At 67.1% G+C, this 17,979-nt stretch carries 18 protein-coding genes; 6 read left to right on the top strand and 12 right to left on the bottom strand.

The window, feature by feature from the left end; all coding sequences use genetic code 11:
• Positions 1-300 precede the first annotated feature (300 nt).
• The 10 genes from WFK61_RS22985 to WFK61_RS22940 form a co-directional block, all read right to left on the bottom strand.
• The gene (locus WFK61_RS22985) at positions 301-1,902 is read right to left on the bottom strand and encodes a molybdopterin-binding/glycosyltransferase family 2 protein (RefSeq protein ID WP_336814382.1); all 1,602 of its coding nucleotides are present in this window, start codon (positions 1,900-1,902) and stop codon (positions 301-303) included.
• A gap of 9 nt (positions 1,903-1,911) precedes the next feature.
• Positions 1,912-2,604: an XdhC family protein gene (locus tag WFK61_RS22980; RefSeq protein ID WP_336814381.1), complete on the bottom strand. Its 693-nt coding sequence runs from the start codon at positions 2,602-2,604 to the stop codon at positions 1,912-1,914.
• Between the two features lie 3 nt (positions 2,605-2,607).
• The gene (locus tag WFK61_RS22975; RefSeq protein WP_336814380.1) at positions 2,608-3,237 is read right to left on the bottom strand and encodes a LysE family translocator; all 630 of its coding nucleotides are present in this window, start codon (positions 3,235-3,237) and stop codon (positions 2,608-2,610) included.
• Position 3,238: 1 nt separating this feature from the next.
• Positions 3,239-3,562 (bottom strand): XdhC family protein, encoded by a 324-nt coding sequence (locus WFK61_RS22970; RefSeq protein ID WP_336814379.1) that lies wholly within the window; start codon positions 3,560-3,562, stop codon positions 3,239-3,241.
• Between the two features lie 41 nt (positions 3,563-3,603).
• Complete coding sequence (locus WFK61_RS22965) at positions 3,604-4,803, bottom strand: vWA domain-containing protein (RefSeq protein ID WP_336814378.1); 1,200 nt, start codon at positions 4,801-4,803, stop codon at positions 3,604-3,606.
• Positions 4,800-5,180: a nuclear transport factor 2 family protein gene (locus tag WFK61_RS22960; protein ID WP_336814377.1), complete on the bottom strand. Its 381-nt coding sequence runs from the start codon at positions 5,178-5,180 to the stop codon at positions 4,800-4,802. The genes WFK61_RS22965 and WFK61_RS22960 overlap by 4 nt, the downstream gene beginning before the upstream one ends.
• A 33-nt stretch (positions 5,181-5,213) precedes the next feature.
• Positions 5,214-6,128: an AAA family ATPase gene (locus WFK61_RS22955; RefSeq protein ID WP_336814376.1), complete on the bottom strand. Its 915-nt coding sequence runs from the start codon at positions 6,126-6,128 to the stop codon at positions 5,214-5,216.
• A gap of 236 nt (positions 6,129-6,364) precedes the next feature.
• Positions 6,365-7,168 (bottom strand): FAD binding domain-containing protein, encoded by an 804-nt coding sequence (locus tag WFK61_RS22950; RefSeq protein WP_336814375.1) that lies wholly within the window; start codon positions 7,166-7,168, stop codon positions 6,365-6,367.
• A gap of 17 nt (positions 7,169-7,185) precedes the next feature.
• Positions 7,186-9,549 carry a xanthine dehydrogenase family protein molybdopterin-binding subunit gene (locus WFK61_RS22945; RefSeq protein WP_336814374.1) on the bottom strand — a complete coding sequence of 788 codons (2,364 nt, stop codon included), beginning with the start codon at positions 9,547-9,549 and terminating at the stop codon, positions 7,186-7,188.
• Between the two features lie 95 nt (positions 9,550-9,644).
• Positions 9,645-10,145, bottom strand: a complete 501-nt coding sequence (locus tag WFK61_RS22940; protein WP_336814373.1) for a (2Fe-2S)-binding protein — start codon at positions 10,143-10,145, stop codon at positions 9,645-9,647.
• Between the two features lie 284 nt (positions 10,146-10,429).
• Here WFK61_RS22940 and WFK61_RS22935 point away from each other — a divergent pair, with 284 nt between their 5' ends.
• Positions 10,430-11,821: a methyl-accepting chemotaxis protein gene (locus WFK61_RS22935; protein ID WP_336814372.1), complete on the top strand. Its 1,392-nt coding sequence runs from the start codon at positions 10,430-10,432 to the stop codon at positions 11,819-11,821.
• Between the two features lie 7 nt (positions 11,822-11,828).
• Here the strand turns inward: WFK61_RS22935 and WFK61_RS22930 are convergent, their stop codons facing one another.
• Positions 11,829-12,281, bottom strand: coding sequence for an SRPBCC family protein (locus WFK61_RS22930; RefSeq protein ID WP_336814371.1), 453 nt, complete (start codon positions 12,279-12,281; stop codon positions 11,829-11,831).
• Positions 12,282-12,428: 147 nt separating this feature from the next.
• Here WFK61_RS22930 and WFK61_RS22925 point away from each other — a divergent pair, with 147 nt between their 5' ends.
• Positions 12,429-13,688 (top strand): aconitase X catalytic domain-containing protein, encoded by a 1,260-nt coding sequence (locus tag WFK61_RS22925; protein WP_336814370.1) that lies wholly within the window; start codon positions 12,429-12,431, stop codon positions 13,686-13,688.
• Positions 13,679-14,089: an aconitase X swivel domain-containing protein gene (locus WFK61_RS22920; protein ID WP_336814369.1), complete on the top strand. Its 411-nt coding sequence runs from the start codon at positions 13,679-13,681 to the stop codon at positions 14,087-14,089. The genes WFK61_RS22925 and WFK61_RS22920 overlap by 10 nt, the downstream gene beginning before the upstream one ends.
• Before the next feature lie 15 nt (positions 14,090-14,104).
• Here WFK61_RS22920 and WFK61_RS22915 read toward each other — a convergent pair whose 3' ends face one another.
• Positions 14,105-14,620, bottom strand: a complete 516-nt coding sequence (locus WFK61_RS22915; RefSeq protein WP_336814368.1) for a flavin reductase family protein — start codon at positions 14,618-14,620, stop codon at positions 14,105-14,107.
• Positions 14,621-14,894: 274 nt separating this feature from the next.
• Here WFK61_RS22915 and WFK61_RS22910 point away from each other — a divergent pair, with 274 nt between their 5' ends.
• The 3 genes from WFK61_RS22910 (at position 14,895) to livM (ending at position 17,943) form a co-directional block, all read left to right on the top strand.
• Positions 14,895-15,221 (top strand): cupin domain-containing protein, encoded by a 327-nt coding sequence (locus WFK61_RS22910; RefSeq protein WP_336814367.1) that lies wholly within the window; start codon positions 14,895-14,897, stop codon positions 15,219-15,221.
• Between the two features lie 408 nt (positions 15,222-15,629).
• Positions 15,630-16,553: a branched-chain amino acid ABC transporter permease gene (locus WFK61_RS22905; RefSeq protein WP_306222740.1), complete on the top strand. Its 924-nt coding sequence runs from the start codon at positions 15,630-15,632 to the stop codon at positions 16,551-16,553.
• 4 nt (positions 16,554-16,557) lie between these two features.
• Positions 16,558-17,943, top strand: a complete 1,386-nt coding sequence (livM, locus tag WFK61_RS22900; RefSeq protein ID WP_336814366.1) for a high-affinity branched-chain amino acid ABC transporter permease LivM — start codon at positions 16,558-16,560, stop codon at positions 17,941-17,943.
• The last annotated feature ends 36 nt before the right edge of the window (positions 17,944-17,979 follow it).

Genomic DNA, 17,979 nt, shown 5'->3' with positions numbered 1-17,979 from the left:
GACGGTCGGCGGGCCGCGCCTGGTCCGGCCGGCCAGCCGGACCAGGCATACCGCTTCCGCGGAACCACACAACAATACCAAAACTCAAACAGACAATTCCGGGGCTTCGCAAAGCGAAGAACCCGGAACCCACGACGGGGCGAGCGGACTGCAACTGAACACTTGATGTCTCACCCAGTCGTGGGTTCCGGGTTCACGCCTATGGCGCGCCCCGGAATGACAAGGGCGTGGTTCAAAACCACCCAGATTGAACGTCAACAGCCCACAATGCAGGCTTCGAGTTCGCACAGCACCACATTGTCAGCCTCGCAACGCTCGCAGAGCCTCCGGCGTATCGACATCGATCGCGATCGCCGGGTCCTCGAACGCCACTTCGATGACACGCTCCCCGGCATCGTCGAGCAACCGCCGCGCCCCGCGATCGCCGCTCAGCAGAGACACGGCGGGGAAGATCGCCCGCGCGAGCAGCACAGGATTGCCGCGCTGGCCGAACAGGGTCGGCACGGCCGCGAGCGCCTCAGGCTGCCCGCGATAGGCTTCCGCCAGGCGCTCGATCACCGACGGCGTCACATTCGGCATGTCGCCGAGCGAGATCACCGCTGCCGGCACCGCGGACGGCAGCGCCGCGACGCCGGCCTTGAGCGAGCCGGCGAGGCCGGACGCGTAGTCGGGATTGTGGACGAGCTGGACCGGCAGCTCCGCCAGCGCGGCCTCGACCTCCGCGCGCTGGTGGCCGGTCACCACGATGACGGGGCTCAGGCCCGCCTCGATCTGCGCTTCGACGGCGTGACGCAGGATCGGCTTGCCACGCAACGGTTGCAGCAGCTTGTTCTCCGCGCCCATCCGCGTCGACTGCCCTGCCGCGAGCACGATCCCTGCGAGCGGCCCGCTTTCGGCGGAGCCCGGAGCGCGCGGCTGCGGCCGCGAGACGATCTCCATCAGCAACCCGCCGACACCCATCTTCTGGACATCGCTGCGTCCGACCGGAACGCCGGCAAGATAGCGCTGCAGCACCCAGTCGAAACTATTTTCCTTGGGCGAGCGGGCGCAGCCCGGCGCGCCGATCACCGGCTTGCCGGCGATGCGGCCGAGCATCAGGAGATTGCCGGGATCGACCGGCATGCCGAGATGCTCGACCTCGCCGCCGGCTTCCACCAATGCCTGCGGAATCACGTCCCGCCGATCGGTGATGGCCGACGCACCGAAGACGACGATGATATCGGCCTTCCCCGCCGCCTGCTCGGCGATGGCCTTGGCCAGCAGCTCCGCTTCGTGCGGCACACGCCTGTCGGCGGCCAGCACCGCCTCCGCCGGCTCCAGCCGGTCGCGCATGATGCGCAGGGTCTTGTCGACCACGCTCGGCTTCAGCCCCGGCAGCAGCGTCGAGATCACCGCCACGTTCGACGGGCGATAGGCCGCAACCGAAACCGGCGGCGTGTTGCCGAGCGCATCGAGCGCCTGCTCCACCAGAGCCTGCGGCACGGCATAAGGAATGATCTTCACCGTCGCGACGAGTTCGCCCGCGACGACGGCCTTCAGCGCCGGCAGGGTCGCGACGGTAATCGCCTCGTCGATCGCGTTGAAGGCGTCGATCGCCGCGACGTCGATGCGCAGCACGCCCGCCTGCGTGGCGAACAGATTGACCCGCCCGGTGAAGGGCGGCTCAGCCACGATCGCCGCGCCGACCATCCGCTCGGCCAGTCGCGCCGCCGCGGCGTTCTCGTCGATATCACCCGGCTCCAGCCGGACCGCGACGATCTCGGTAATACCGGCTGCCGCAAGCTTCGCGGCCAGATCGGCCGTCACGGTCGCGCCCTTCTTCACGATGGTTCCATCGGCGCGGATGGTATGCGCCGCGATGCAACCGACGGCGTCGGCAATGGCGACCGGTCCGAATTGCATTCTATACCCTCAGGCCGGCTTGCGGCGCGGGCCGCGCAGCGTCTGGACGATCTCGGCCAGGATCGCGAGCGCGATCTCGGCCGGCGAGACCGCACCGATATCGAGGCCGATCGGCGCATGGATACGGTCCGTCGCGGCGGCATCGAAGCCCGCCTCGGTCAGCCGTTCGAGCCGCCTGCCATGCGTCTTCCGGCTGCCGAGCGCGCCGACATAGAAGCAGTCCGAGCGCAAGGCGGCGACAAGGCCGGGGTCGTCGATCTTCGGATCATGGGTCAGTGCGACGAAAGCGGTATAGGCATCGAGCCCGATCCGCGGAAGCGCCTCCTCCGGCCATTCGGCGAGCAGCGTCACCTCGGGAAAGCGCTCTGGCGTCGCGAAGGCGGTGCGCGGATCGATCACCACGAGATCGAGGTCGAGCGCTTTCGCGATCGGCGCCATCGCCTGCGAGATATGGACCGCACCGGTCACGACCACGCGCGGATGCGGCGCCTGCACGGTCAGGAAATAGGATGTCCCCTCCGCCTCGACCATGCCACTCTTGCCGGAGCGCAATTGCCGCTCCAGCTGTTCCGCCAGCGGATCGCCGGCGATCGCGGCCTGCTTCACCAGCCTCTGTTCGCCCGTGGCGAGATCGCTGACCAGCACGGCCGCGCGGCGCGCCTGCCGCTCGGCATTGAGCGCGGCGAGGGTCGAAAGCTCCACCGGTCAGCCCCTGTCCGTCGCGAGCTTCAGGCCGAGCGCGATCATCAGCGAGCCGCCGATCCAGCGCCCGAAGGCGAAGCTCGCCTTGGTCTTCTTCATCGCACCCACGACGAGCGAGGCCCCGAAGACGGTGACGAGGTCGGCCGAGGAGAAGGCGAAATTCACGATCGTGCCGAGGATCAGGAACTGCACCCAGACCGGCAGCGAGGCCGCCGGGTCGACGAACTGCGGCAGGAGCGCGATGAAGAACAGCGCGACCTTGGGGTTCAGTATCTCGACGATGAAGGAATCGAGCAACGCGCGCTTCACCGTCTTGGGCGGTGCGACCGGCTGGTCGGGCGAGCCCATGCGCGAGCGGATCATGCCGATGCCGATCCAGATCAGGTAGAGCGCGCCCGCGATCTTCACGGCCATGTAGAGTTCCGGCACATGCTTGAACACGGCCGACAGCCCGAAGGCGGCTGCGAAGACATGCAGGTAGCAGCCGAGATGGATGCCGAGCATCGCCATCAGGCCGGCCTTGCGGCCATGGCTGATCGTCTGGGCGGCGGTGTAGAGCAGCGCCGGCCCCGGAAAATAGGCGACGAGGATCGTCACCGTCGCGAAGGCGACGAGGGTTTCCCAGGAGGCCATCTCAGTTCACCTTCTCGACATAGACCTTGATGCGTCCGCCGCAGGAGAGCCCGACCTGCCAGGCCGTCTCGTCGGCAACGCCGAATTCCAGCATCCGCGCCTTGCCGTCGGCGATCACATCGGCGGCCTCGGCCACCACAGCGCCCTCGACGCAGCCGCCCGAGACCGAGCCGAGGAAATTCCCCTCCCCGTCGATCACGAGATGCGAGCCGACGGGGCGCGGCGCCGAACCCCAGGTCTCGACCACGGTCGCGATGGCGACGGCACGGCCGCCGCGCGCCCAATCCTCGGCAGCGCGCAGGATGTCGGTTTCGGTGCTGATCATGATGTCACCTTACGCCTGAATCTGGCCCTTGAGATCATGCCTCAACCAGCTTTCTTCAACCACAGGCGCGGATCGCTCTCCCGCCCTGCATCCAGCGAAAGCGCGGCGCAAAGATCGGCCATCGCCGCGAGATTGTGGATCGGCCGGAACGAGTCGACATGGGGCAGCATCGCCCGGATGCCGCTCGCCCGAGCCGCGAAGGCGTCGTAGCGCAGCAAGGGATTCAGCCAGACGAGCTGCCGGCAGGAGCGGTGCAGCCGGTCCATCTCGAAACCGAGGCTGTCATCGAGATGCCGTTCGAGCCCATCGGTGAAGAGCAGCACGATCGCCTCGCCCGCCAGCACCCGGCGCGACCAGATGCGGTTGAAATCATGCAGGGCCGTCGCAATGCGCGTGCCGCCTTCCCAGTCCGGCGCGGCCTTGCCGGCGAGCGCCAGCGCATCGTCGGGATCGCGTGCCCGTAGCATCCGCGTGACATTGGTCAGGCGCGTGCCGAAGACGAAGGAATGCACGCGCCGGCGCTTCTCGGTCAGCGCGTGCAGGAAATGCAGGAAGATGCGCGAATACTCGGCCATCGAGCCGGAGATATCGACCAGCGCCACCACAGGCGGATGCACCTCGCGCCGCTCGCGGAAGGCGAGATCGATCGAAGCCCCGCCACCCCGCAGCGACTGCCGGAAGGTCCGGCGCGGATCGATGCGCGTGCCGCGATGCGCCGGCCGGAAGCGGCGCGTCACGATGCTGTCGTCGGGCAATCTCAGCTCGGCGATCAACTGCTTGGCCCGCGCGATCTCGGCCGCGCTCATCTGGGCGAAGTCGCGCGATTTCAACATCTCGCGATCGGAGACGGTGAGCCGCGCCGTCAGCTCGGTCAGCTCCTTCGGCGGCTCGTCCTCGCGCGGCGGCGGCGCGAAGGCTTCCGCGACGCGGAGCGCCCCGGCCTCGGCCTTCTCCGGCTGGCTGTCGGCGCGGGGCGAAACCGGCGACATCTGCGCCATGATCTTCTCGATCAGGTTGCGTCGGCGCCAGAACAGCCGGAAGGCCTGATCGTAGACGGGTGAATCCTCGTGCTTCTTCACGAAGATCGCATGCAGCGCCCAGTAGACGTCGTCTCTCCCGCCGAGCGCGCCGCCTTCCAGAGCCGCGATCGCTTCGACCACGGCGCCCGGCCCGACCGGAAGCCCCGCCGCGCGCAGGGCACGGGCGAAATAGGCGACGTTCTCGGCAAGCTTGCCGCTCACGCGCCCCGCGTCTCCGTCATGAACACCTTCTGGACGATCTGCCAGCGGCTCTCGATCTTCAGGAGCGAGAGCAGGTCGGTGAAATAGCGCGGCGGCATCTGGCACTTCACCTTGACCAGCGCCAGCGTCGGCCCGACGAGATCGATGGTCAGGATATGGTCGTCGCGCTGCATCCCCGCTGCCTGCGGCGCCGGCCGGTTGCGCACGGCGTCGAGCCAGGCGTCGCGCGTCACGATCTGGATCGCGCCATCGTCGCGCGCCGTGGTCAGCGCGCTGGTCGGATGGAAGACATGGGCGAGCTTCTCGGCATCGCCTTCATAGAGCCCGTCGAGATAGGTCCGAACCGTCGCCTCGACGGCCTTGATATCGGCGTTCATGGCAGCACCCTCTCGCTTCGCGTGCGGTAGGCCTTAGCGCCCCGCCTCCGCCTTGGCCCGATCCAGAAGCTCCTTCACCTGGGAACCCTGCATCGCCTGGATATCGTCCTGATACTTCAAGAGCGCCCCCAGCGTATCCGAAACGATGGCCGGATCGAGCGTCACCGCGTCGAGCTCGACCAGGGCCGTCGCCCAGTCCAGCGTCTCGGCGACGCCGGGCGCCTTGAACAGCTCCTCCTTGCGGATCGCCTGCACGAAAGCGACGAGCTGCTTCGAGAGCTTGGCCGGGGCATCCGGCACCTTGGCCTTCAGGATCGCCAGCTCACGCACCGCATCGGGATAGCCGACCCAGTGATAGAGGCAGCGGCGCTTCAGCGCGTCATGGATCTCGCGGGTGCGGTTCGAGGTCAGGATCACGATCGGCGGCTCGGCCGCCCGGATCGTGCCGAGTTCGGGAATCGTCACCTGCGCATCGGCCAGCACCTCGAGCAGGAAAGCCTCGAAGGCCTCGTCGGTGCGGTCGAGCTCGTCGATCAGCAGGATCGGCGCCCCACCCTCCTGCGGCTCCAGCGCCTGCAGCAGCGGCCGCTTCACCAGATATTTCTCGGAGAAGATGTCACCTTCGAGCCGCTCGCGATCACCGGCCGCGCCACCAGCCTCCGCCAATCGGATCGCCATCATCTGCCCGGCATAGTTCCATTCGTAGACGGCGGAGGCGAGATCGAGCCCCTCATAGCATTGCAGCCGGATCAGCCGCCGGCCGAGGCCCGCCGCCAGAACCTTGGCGATCTCGGTCTTGCCGGTGCCGGCCTCGCCTTCCAGCAGCAACGGCCGCTTCATCCGCAGCGCCAGGAACAGCACCGTCGCAAGCGCGCGGTCGGCGACATAGCCCTGCGACTGGAGCAGCGCGAGCGTGGCGTCGATGGAGGAAGGCAGCGGGCTGGACATCAAGACACACGTCATGCCCGGGCTTGACCCGGGCATCTCTTGGGGATGAGCGATGAGCTAGGCGTGGAAGAGATGGCCGGGTCAAGCCTTCGAAACGCGGGTCCGCTGTGCTGCCGTCTCCACGTCATGGTCGGGCTTGTCCCGACCATCCACGTCTTCATCGATGCAGTGCGGTGTTCAAGGCGTGGATGCTCGCCACAAGGGCGAGCATGACGGTCAGGGCGGCAGCGCTTCGCTTACTTCCCCGTCGCCTGTGCCACGGCCTGCCTGGTCATCACCCCGATCAGATGGGCGCGATAGTCGGCATCGGCATGGATGTCGCCGTTGATGCCCTTGGCCGTGTGCTTCAACCCGTCCAGCGATTTCGGCGCGAAGCGTGCCTTCAGCGCAGCCTCCGCTTCCGGCCAGCGGAAGACGCCGCCCTCGCCCGCGCCCGTCACCGTGACGCGGATATCGCTGCCGCGCTTGGCGACGAAGACGCCGACCATGGCATAGCGCGAGGCCGGGTTGCGGAACTTGGCATAGCCCGCCTTCGAGACCAGCGGGAACGAGACCTTGGTGATGATCTCGCCCTCGTCCAGCGCGGTCTCGTAGAGCCCGGTGAAGAACTCCTCGGCTGTCAGCTTGCGCTTGTTGGTAACGACGGTCGCGCCGAGCGCCAGCAGCGCCGCCGGATAATCCGCCGCCGGGTCGTTATTGGCGACCGAGCCGCCGATCGTGCCGCGATGGCGCACATGCGGGTCGCCGATGCTGCCCGCGAGGAAGGCGAGCGCGGGGATCGCCTCCTGCACCTCGGCCGAGGATGCCACCTCGGCATGGGTCGTCATCGCACCGATGACGAGGTTGCGGCCCTTCCGGCTGATGCCTTTCAGGTCGGCGCAGGCGCCGAGATCGACCAGCGCGGTCGGCGAGGCGAGACGCTGCTTCATCGTCGGCAGCAAGGTATGGCCGCCGGCCAGAAGCTTGGCGTCCTCCTTCTTGGCGAGCAGCGTCGCCGCCTGCCGGGCACTGGTGGGCTTGTGATAGGTGAAAGCGTACATGGACCTGTCCTTTCAGCTCACTCGGCCGCCTGGCGGCTGATCGACTTCTGCGCCGCGCGCCACACCGCCTGCGGCGTCGCCGGCATCGCGATGTCCTCATGGCCGAGCGCGTCGGTGATGGCGTTGATGACGGCGGGGGGCGAGGCGATGGCGCCGGCCTCGCCGCAGCCCTTAATGCCCAGCGGGTTCGACGGGCACGGCGTCACGGTCATGCCGACATCGAAGGACGGCAGGTCGTCGGCGCGCGGCATGGTGTAGTCCATGAAGCTCGCCGTCACGAGCTGGCCGTCGGCATTGTAGCGGGCGCCTTCCAGCAGCGCCTGTCCGACGCCCTGCGCGATGCCGCCATGGACCTGCCCCTCGACGATCATCGGGTTGATGACATTGCCGAAATCGTCGACCGCAGCCCAGCGCTCGATCCTGGTCACGCCGGTATCGGGATCGATCTCGACCTCGCAGATATGGACGCCGGCCGGGAAGGTGAAATTGGTCGGGTCGTAGAACGCTCCCTCCTTCAGCCCCGGCTCCAGCTCCTGCCCGTTGAACTTGTGCGCGACATAGGCCTGCAGGGCGCAGGAACCGAAATCGAGCTTGCGGTCGGTGCCCTTCACCGAGAAATGCCCGTCCGCGAAGTCGATATCGGCCTCGTCGGCCTCCAGCACATGGGCGGCGACCTTCTTGCCCTTGGCGATGACCTTGTCGAGGGCCTTGAAGATCGCAGACATGCCGACCGCGCCGGAGCGCGAGCCATAGGTGCCCATGCCCATCTGCACCTTGTCGGTATCGCCATGGACGATCGAGACATTGTCGATGGGAATGCCGAGCCGGTCGCTGACCAGCTGCGCGAAGGTCGTCTCATGGCCCTGGCCATGGCTGTGCGAGCCGGTCAGCACCTCGACCGTCCCAACCGGATTGACCCGCACCTCGGCCGATTCCCATAAACCCACGCCGGCGCCGAGCGAGCCGACCGCCGCGGAGGGCGCGATGCCGCAGGCCTCGATATAGGAGGAGAAGCCGATGCCGCGCAGCTTGCCGGCCCGCGCCGAGTCGCGCTTGCGTTTGCCCAGCCCCTTGTAGTCGATCATCTCCAGCGCCTTCTTCAGCGAGGCGCCGTAATTGCCGGCATCGTACATCATGATGACCGGCGTCTGGTGCGGGAACTTCTTGATGTAGTTCAGCATCCGGAACTTGGCCGGGTCCTTGCCGAGCTGGCGCGCGGTGACCTCGATCAATCGCTCGACCACGAAAGTCGCCTCGGGGCGCCCGGCGCCGCGATAGGCATCGACCGGCGCGGTGTTGGTGTAGACCGCATCGACCTCGCAATAGATCGCCGGGATATCGTACTGGCCCGACAAGAGCGGCGCGTAGAGATAGGTCGGCACCGAGGAGGAGAAAGTCGAGAGATAGGCGCCGAGATTGGCGGTGGTGTGCACGCGCATGGCGAGGATCTTGCCCTCGGCATCGGTCGCCAGCTCCGCATGGGTGACATGGTCGCGGCCATGCGCGTCGGAGAGGAAGGCCTCCGTCCGATCCGCCGTCCATTTCACCGGTCGCCCGACCTTCTTGGCCGCCCAGACGCAAACCGTCTCCTCGGCATAGATGAAGATCTTCGAGCCGAAGCCGCCGCCGACATCCGGCGCGATCACGCGCAGCTTGTTCTCCGGCGCGATGCCGATGAAGGCCGAGAGCACGAGCCGCGCCACATGCGGGTTCTGACTGGTGGTGTAGAGCGTGAAGATGCCCTCGCCCGCATCGTAGTCGCCGACGGCCGCACGCGGCTCCATCGCGTTCGGCACGAGGCGGTTGTTGACGAGGTCGAGCCTGGTGACGTGCTTCGCCGCCTTGAAGGCCTTCTCGGTCGCGTCCTTGTCGCCGAGATGCCAGTTGAACACGCTGTTGTCGGGCGCCTCGTCATGGACCACGGTCTTGGCGCCGATGGCCTTGCCGGTGTCGACCACCGCCGGCAGTTCCTGATAGTCGACCGCGATGGCCTCGGCCGCGTCGCGCGCTTGCGCCAGCGTCTCGGCCACGACGACCGCGACATGGTCGCCGACGTAGCGGACCTTGCCCTGCGCCAAGGCCGGATGCGGGCCGGCGCGCATCGGCGAGCCGTCCTTGTTGTGGATCATCCAGCCGCAGATCAAACCGCCAATCTTGTCGGTGGCGAGGTCGTCCCCGGTGAAGATGCCGAGTACGCCCGGCATGCCGGAAGCGGCCTTGGTGTCGATCGACCTGATCTTCGCATGCGCATGCGGCGAGCGCAGGAAATAGGCATGGGCCTGGCCCGGCCGGTTGACGTCGTCGGTATAGCGGCCCTGGCCGGTGATGAAACGGTGATCTTCCTTGCGGCGGACTGCGGCGCCGATTCCCGTGGCGGACATGGTGTTCCCTCCTCGCACGGCGCCTCTGCCGGGCGCCTCACTGCATGGAACGCGTGACGGATGGAGAACCTGCGCCCTGAGGCGCACGGACAGCTTTATTCGGCGGCCTGCCGCAACGGCGTACCTGCCTTGCCCATGGCCTCGGCGCCGGCGGCGATCGCCTTGACGATGTTGTGGTAGCCGGTGCAGCGGCAGATATTGCCGTCGAGATCCTCGCGGATCGTCTTCTCGTCGAGCTCGTGGCCACGGCGGTTCACCATGTCGACGGCGGACATGATCATGCCCGGCGTGCAGAAGCCGCATTGCAGGCCGTGATGCTCGCGGAAGGCTTCCTGCATCGGATGCAGCTTGTCGCCGGCAGCGAGCCCCTCGATCGTCGTCACGGAAGCGCCGTCCACGGAGACGGCGAGCGTGGTGCAGGACTTCACCGCCTTGCCGTCGAGATGCACGAGGCAGGCGCCGCACTGGCTGGTGTCGCAGCCGACATGGGTTCCGGTCAGCCGCAGGTTCTCTCGCAGGAACTGCACCAGAAGGGTGCGCGGGTCGATAGTGGCGGTGACGGCTTTGCCGTTCACCGTCAGCGAAACAGTGGCCATGAGCATATCTCCTGTGACCCGTCTCTGACGCCGATCCGTCCCCTCCCCGGGACTGGACCGTGCTGAAGCCTAAGGAACGGCCGGCCTCATCAGGCAGGCTTTCCTTGGAACAGCTCAAAAATGAATGTGGACCCGCGTTTTTCCGGGGTCAAGCCAAAGACGGCGGGTCGAGATTGGCCATTTAACGCCGTTTCTCGCCGGTTTCGTCGCGTCGACCGGGCTGATTGATGCCGAGGAGGCCCTGCTTACGCCCCCGTTGGCGGAATTTTAACAGAAGCGCCGCAGTGTTAGTCGGCTCGACAGAACGCTCTTGTCGGCGCGGAGGCCGATCGTTGACGTCCATTTCCGATCAGGTCGAACGGCGCTTGCGCTCGACGGGCTATAGCGGGCGGGAGCGCGGCGCGCTGCGGGATTATCGCAGGCTTGTCGGCCACGTCATCAAGGACATCGTCACCGAATCCTTCGCATACGGGCGCCAGATTCATCCCAGTTTGAAAGACCAGCATCAGCCGCTGACGGATGACCTCTGCGAAGCCACGGAACAGCACTTCGCCTTGATCTTCGAAGGCGACTTCGACGAGCGCTATATCAAATCGATGGAGCGCGTATGTCTGCTGGAGCGCCTGGTCAAGGTCGGGACCCGCTCTCGTGTCGCGATCGCGGCCGCCTTGTTGAGGGTCATCGCGACGAAATCCCGATGGGCCTCGTTTCCGTTCCGCCGCCGCTTCGCCAGAGACATGGAGATCATCGAGCATATCCTCGTCATGGACATCAATACCGCGATCACGCAGGACCATACGCTCGAAGCGGCTGAAGCCAGGCATCGCAGCGAAGCGGTCGACACCGCCGCGCATATGCTGAAATCGCGGATCGGCACGCTCGATTCGAGGATCAGCAGTGCCGTCGAGCAGTTCGGCGCCGCTGCCGACGAGACGACGGGCGCCACGGCCTTCATCAGGACGCAGGTTCTCGATGTCACGCGTGCCGCGGAAATGATGCGCGACCGCGCTCTTCAGACCGCCGCCGCGACGGAGGAGATGTCGGCCAACATCGGCGAGATCGAGCACCGTTCGCGTCAGAGCGTCGCCATCGCCACGCGCGCCGTCGGCGACGCGGAGGCCATGAACGATGCGATCGCCCAACTGCGTGAATCGACGGCCCGCATCGGCTCGGTCCTCGGCCTGATCGCCGACATCGCCGCACAGACCAACCTGCTCGCGCTGAATGCCACGATCGAGGCTGCCCGCGCCGGAGAGGCTGGCCGCGGCTTCGCGGTCGTGGCCTCGGAGGTGAAGTCGCTCGCGACGCAGACCGCCAGCGCAACGCAGGAAATCGCGCGCCAAATCACCGAATTCTCGGCAAGCGCCGCCGCATGCGGCGATCGCGCCGCCTCGATCAGCGCCACGATCAGCGAAATTCGGAGCGCCTCGGAAGCGATCTCCGACTCGGTTGCCCATCAAAGCCAGGTCACGGCAGGCATTGCACGGGATGCCTCCGACGTCGCCGGGTGCTCCGATGATGCGATCGCCAGCGCGCAGGCGGTCGGCCAGAGCCTGGAAACGACGGCGCACGCGATCGAGCGCGCCACGCTCGTAGCCTCGCAGATGGCGCTGCAGGTTGGCGCGGCCGAGGCCACGGTCAGCGAGGCCCTCGACGCGCTGCGCGAAGCCTCCTGAGCGCCGCTCAGCCCTCGCTCACCGCCTTGGCGAAATTGGCGAAGAACTCGTCGGCCAGCTTCTTCGAGACCGAATCGATCAGGCGCGAGCCGAGCTGCATCAGCTTGCCGCCGACCTGGGCCTCGACATCGTAGCGCAGCAGGGTCTGGCCGCCCTCGGCGTCGCTCAAGTGAACACGCGCCCCGCCTTTGGCGAAGCCGGCGATGCCGCCCTCGCCCTCCCCCGAGATGCGATAGCCGTTCGGCGGATCGAGCTCGCTGAGCTCGACCTTGCCCTTGAAGGTCGCCTTCACCGGCCCGAGCTTGACCTTCACCACGGCCGAGAGATGCGTGTCGTCGTCCATGGTGAGCTGCTCGCAGCCGGGAATGCAGGCCTTGAGCACCTCGGGATCGTTCAGCTTGGCCCAGACCACGTCCTTGGCGGCCGGCAATGTCGCCTCGCCGTTCATCGTCATCGCCATGGCGCGTCTCCCGCATCAGGTCCCCGCGGCACGGACGATTGCGGCCGGCGCGGTTCGAAGGTTATCCAGTTCTCTATCCATGGTCGCAAAGCCCCTGCCTGCACAAGAGGCGCCCGGCATGGAGGCTCGGCGGATCCGGGAGAACCGATGCTGGAACTCAGCCAAGACGAGCGCGCGATTGCCGGCGGCAACGCCGGCGAAGGCGCGGCCATGGCGATGCGGATCGTCGCCGAGGCCGCCCGCCTGATGGGCGCGCCGCGCCTGATCCCGGTCGCCTCCGCCCATATCGACGGCGCGCTCTACCATGGCGATTCCGGCACGCTCTTCGCCGAGAAGCTGGTCACGGGCGGCGCCCGCGTCGGCGTGCGGGCCAGCCTCAATGTCGGCTCGCTTGCGCCTGCCGGCTGCGCCGCAATCCGTCTGCCTCCGCATGAGCGCGACATGGCCCGGCGCATGATGCGCGCCTATGAGGCGATGGGCTGCGAGCCGAGCTGGACCTGCGCACCCTATCAGGCCGGCCACCGCCCAGCGCAGGGCAGCGACGTCGCCTGGGGCGAATCCAACGCGGTCGTGTTCTGCAATTCGGTGCTCGGCGCCCGCACCAACCGCTATGGCGATTTCCTCGACATCGCCTGCGCCATCAGCGGCCGCGCTCCGGATTACGGCCTGCATCGCCCCGAGAACCGGATGGCGACCCTGCTCATCGATGTCGGCAGCCTCTCCCGCGAACTCCGCTCCTCCGACGTGTTCTACCCCGTGCTCGGCACGATCCTCGGCCGCAGGGCCGGCAGCGACGTCGCCGTGATCGAAGGCCTGCAGGGCTGCACCAGCGAGGACCGGCTCAAGGCGCTCGGCGCGGCCGCCGCCTCGGCCGGCGGCGTCGGGCTCTTCCACGTCGCAGGCGTGACGCCCGAGGCCCCGGACGCCACGACCGCGCTAGGCAACATCGCGCCCCGCGAAACGATGGTCCTGACACCGAACGATATCGCCACCGCCCTCGCCCGGCTCTCGACGGCCGGGCCAACGGAGCGCGTCGATGCCGTCGCCATCGGCTCGCCGCACCTCTCCCTGGCCGAGATCGACGAAGTCGAACGCCTCATGGCCGGGCGCAGGCTCAAGGTGCCGCTCTACGCCAATACCGGCCGCCATGTCGTCGGCCCGCTGGAGGCGCAGGGCCGGCGCGCAAAGCTGGAAGCGGCTGGCGTGGTCTTCGTCGTCGATACCTGCGTCGTCGTCACCCCGATCCTGCCGGAGCTGGAAGGCGCGGTGCTGATGACCAATTCCGGCAAGTTCGCCCACTACGCGCCGGGCAATACCGGCTACGCCGTGACCTATGGCTCGCTCTCCGAATGCGTCGAGAGCGCCATCGCCGGCCGGCTCGTCAGGGAAACCCGCGCATGGAGCTGAAGGCGGAAATCCTCCTGCCCGGCGATGCCGTCGCCGGCACCTGCCTGGCGCTGACCGCTCCGATCAGCTTCTGGGGCGGCGTCGATCCGGCAAGCGGCGTGATCATCGATGCCCGGCATCCCGAGCGCGGGCAGAACATCGCCGGCCGCATCCTCGCCCTGCCCGGCACGATCGGCTCGTCCTCGGCCTCGGCGGTGCTGCTGGAGCTGGTCCATGCCGGCAAGGCGCCGGCCGCCCTGCTGATGGATGCGCCGGACGCCATCCTCCTGCTCGGCCTCGTCGTCGCCCGCGAGATGGGCTGGCCGACACCGCCGGCCTTCCGCCTGCCGGCCGCCGAGCAGCAGACGCTCGCCGACCGCAGGATCGCGATCTCGGCAGAGGGTCGGATCAGCGTCGCGTAAAGCCGCAGGCCGCCGCTAGACCCCGCTGAAACGGCGGTGGCGATAGATCAGCCCCGCCCCGCGCCCGGCGCCGCCAAGACCGGCAACCTCGCCGATGATGATGCGGTGGCTGGCGACGTCATGCGTGGCGACCAGCCGGCAGTCGAAGGCCGAGATCGCATCGAGCAGCACCGGTGCGCCCGTGGCGAGCGTTCCCCAGCGGGCGGTCTCGAAGCGGGCCTCGCCCTCGATACCCCGCCGGCTGGCGAAGATTTCCGCGAGCTCGACGAGCTGCTCCGGCAAGGTGTTGATGCAGAACGCCCCGCTCGCTTCGATCGCAGCCAGCGTGCGGCTGCCCCGCGCGATGCAGGCGAGCACGGTCGGCGGCGAATCGGAAACGGAAGCGACGGCTGTCGCGGTCAGCCCGATGCGCCCGCCCGGCCCGTCGGTGGTGACCACATGCACGGCGCTCGCGACCTGCGCCATGGCATCGCGGAAGACATAGGACTCCGGATGGTCCAGCGGCGGCAGGGGATGGACGGTCTTCGTCATCGGCTCGATCGGTTCACTGTCCCGCATCTGGCGGAACAGCTGTCCATGTAGAGATTCAGGGCTGCCGGCGCCAGCCATCGCGGGCCAAGGCATGGCCCCGGCTATAGCAGCAGCCCCTCTCCATCCGCTAACGGCCCGGCGCAACCGGGCCCCGCGCCCAGCGGCTTGATCTCACGCAGGCGATCCCGCAGGCTCGACCGATGTCGGCTGCTGGCGGCCGGGCCGGAGCCTGATCGGATCACCGGCGCGCCGGCCCCCGATCGAGGAGATCCCAATGGCCTTCACTTGCACGATTCCCGCCACGCCCACCCTCCAGCAGGACGACGAGACGATCCGGATCACCCGCTGGGATTTCGAGCCCGGCGCCGTCACCGGCTGGCACGAGCATGGCTGGCCCTATTTCGTCGTGATGCTCGTCGCCGGCACGCTGCGCATCCATAACGGCACCGATGTCAGCGACGTGCCGCTGGCCCAGGGCCAGGCCTATATGCGCCCCGCCGGCATCCGCCACGACGTCATGAACGGCTCCGACCACCCGATCGCCTTCGTCGAGATCGAGGTGAAGCAGCCCGGCGCCCTCAAGGAACTCACGTTGCCGTAGCGACGGCGACCGCACGACAGCCCTCGCCCGCACGACCGAGACCGGCCGGCCGCGGTGCCGGTCCATGCATTTTTCCAATGCGACGATCAGGTTTTCGTATTCGTCTTTCGGATGATCCACCCTCTGACGCATGGCAGGCAGCCGACGTCGTGACGGCAGGAAATGCGATCCGGCCGAGTTTTCACAGCCCGCCACGCAATCATCATGCGCGGAAAGCACGCTGACCGGCAGAGTATTCTGCACATTTTCGCGCCGTTTGGTTCGTAATTGCTTTTGACAGAAATTTGGCGCGGAGCGATTGTCCCCGGCACGAGCCGTTGGTAGCTCTGCATAGAAATCGCATCCCGCATGCGCCGGTGTCATGCCGGTGACGAGAACGGGAGCTGGTTCGAGGGGTCGGCGTTTTTCATGGAAGTCTTCCTGCAGCAGCTCATCAACGGGCTGACACTGGGATCGATCTACGGTCTCATCGCCATCGGCTACACGATGGTCTTCGGCATCATCGGCATGGTGAACTTCGCTCACGGCGACATTTTCATGCTCTCCGCCTTCATCGCGCTGATCTTCTTCATGCTGATCACGGCGGTCGTCGGCACCGGCGCCGGCATGGTCATGCTGGCGCTGATCGTGGTGCTGGGGCTGGCGATGTTCTTCACCTCGCTGTGGAACTGGACGATCGAGCGGGTGGCCTACCGGCCGCTGCGCGGCTCCTTCCGCCTCGCTCCGCTGATCTCGGCGATCGGCATGTCGATCTTCCTGATGAACTTCGTGCAGGTCGTGCAGGGCCCGCGCAACAAGTCGATCCCGCCGCTGCTCAACAAGTCGATCACCCTGATCGAGAGCACGACCTATTCCGTCCAGATCTCCTACAAGCAGATCGTCATCATCCTGACGACGGCGGTGCTGCTCGCGGCCTTCTGGTATATCGTGCAGAAGACGCCGCTGGGCCGCGCCCAGCGCGCCTGCGAGCAGGACCGCAAGATGGCCGCGCTGCTCGGCATCGACGTCGACCGCACGATCTCGATCACCTTCGTCATGGGCGCGGCGCTCGCGGCAGTGGCCGGCGTGATGTACCTCGTGCTCTATGGCGTCGTGAACTTCGCCGACGGCTTCACGCCCGGCGTCAAGGCCTTCACGGCCGCGGTGCTCGGCGGCATCGGCTCCTTGCCCGGCGCGGTCATCGGCGGCCTGCTGATCGGCCTGATCGAGGTGATGTGGTCGGCCTATTTCACCATCGACTACAAGGACGTCGCCGCCTTCACCATCCTGGCGATCGTGCTGGTCTTCATGCCCTCCGGCCTGCTTGGGCGCCCGGAAGTCGAGAAGGTCTGACGCCATGGCGAACAACCCGACCGCAAATCCGGCCACTCCCGGCCGCGACCTGAAGGCGGCCTTCAAGGAGGCCGGCTTCGCCGCCCTCGTCACGCTGGGCCTCTGCATCCCGATCATCGCCTGGGGCACGCGCCAGAACCTCGACAACGTCCTGGTGCTCGATCCGCGCTGGGATGCCGTCGCCTGGGCCGTCGCCATCGTCTTCGTCGGCCGCTTCCTGGTCGCGCTGCGCAAGCAGGGCCAGCGGGAGGGCAAGGCCACGGTGCGCATCCTGCCTCACGGCACCATCGCCTTCTTCCAGCGTCATTCCCGCATCTTCTCGCTGTTCGGGCTGGGCTTCCTCGTCACCTTCCCGGCGATCGCGATCGGGCTGGCCGGCTGGGGCGGCGCGCTGAAATGGATCGACAATTTCGGCGTCCAGATCCTGATCTACGTCATGCTCGGCTGGGGCCTGAACATCGTCGTCGGCCTCGCCGGCCTGCTCGATCTCGGCTATGTCGCCTTCTACGCGGTCGGCGCCTATTCCTACGCGCTGCTGGCCAAGAATTTCGGCCTGTCCTTCTGGCTGCTGCTGCCGCTCGCCGGCATCCTCGCCGCCTTCTGGGGCATGCTGCTCGGCTTCCCGGTGCTGCGCCTGCGCGGCGACTATCTCGCCATCGTGACGCTGGCCTTCGGCGAGATCATCCGCCTCGTCCTGATCAACTGGACCGAGTTCTCGAACGGCTATGCCGGCATTTCCGGCATTCCGCGCCCGACCTTCTTCGGCATCCCCTTCACGGCAGCGGATAACGGCTTCGCCGCGGTCTTCGGGCTGGAATTCTCGCCGATCTACCGAACGATCTTCCTCTACTACCTCATCCTCTGCCTCGCCCTGCTGACGGCCTTCGTCACGCTTCGCCTGCGCCGCCTGCCTGTCGGGCGGGCCTGGGAGGCCCTGCGCGAGGACGAGATCGCCTGTCGCTCGCTCGGCATCAACACCACCAACACCAAGCTCACCGCCTTCTCGATCGGCGCCATGTTCGGCGGTTTTGCTGGCGCCTTCTTCTCGGCGCGGCAGGGCTTCATCTCGCCTGAATCCTTCGTCTTCATGGAATCGGCGGTCATCCTCGCCATCGTCGTGCTCGGCGGCATGGGCTCGCTCTGGGGCTGCGCCATCGCGGCGATCGCCATGATCGGCGGCACCGAGCTCCTGCGCGAGCTCGAATGGATGAAGCAGATCTTCGGCAACGACTTCGACCCGACGAAGTACCGCATGCTGATCTTCGGCTTCGCCATGGTGGTGATCATGATCTGGAAGCCGCGCGGCCTGATCTCGACCCGCGAGCCCACCGCCTTCCTCAAGGAGAAGAAGAAGATCTCTGCCGACATGGTCCAGGAGGGGCACGGCTGATGGCCACGATCGCTCCCCAATTGACGCCGCAGGGCC

This window comes from Allobosea sp. MMO-172 (assembly GCF_037147855.1).
Classification (GTDB): domain Bacteria; phylum Pseudomonadota; class Alphaproteobacteria; order Rhizobiales; family Beijerinckiaceae; genus Allobosea.
The sequence above is the reverse complement of the archived record's forward strand: the minus strand, read 5'-3'. Positions and strand labels throughout refer to the sequence as shown.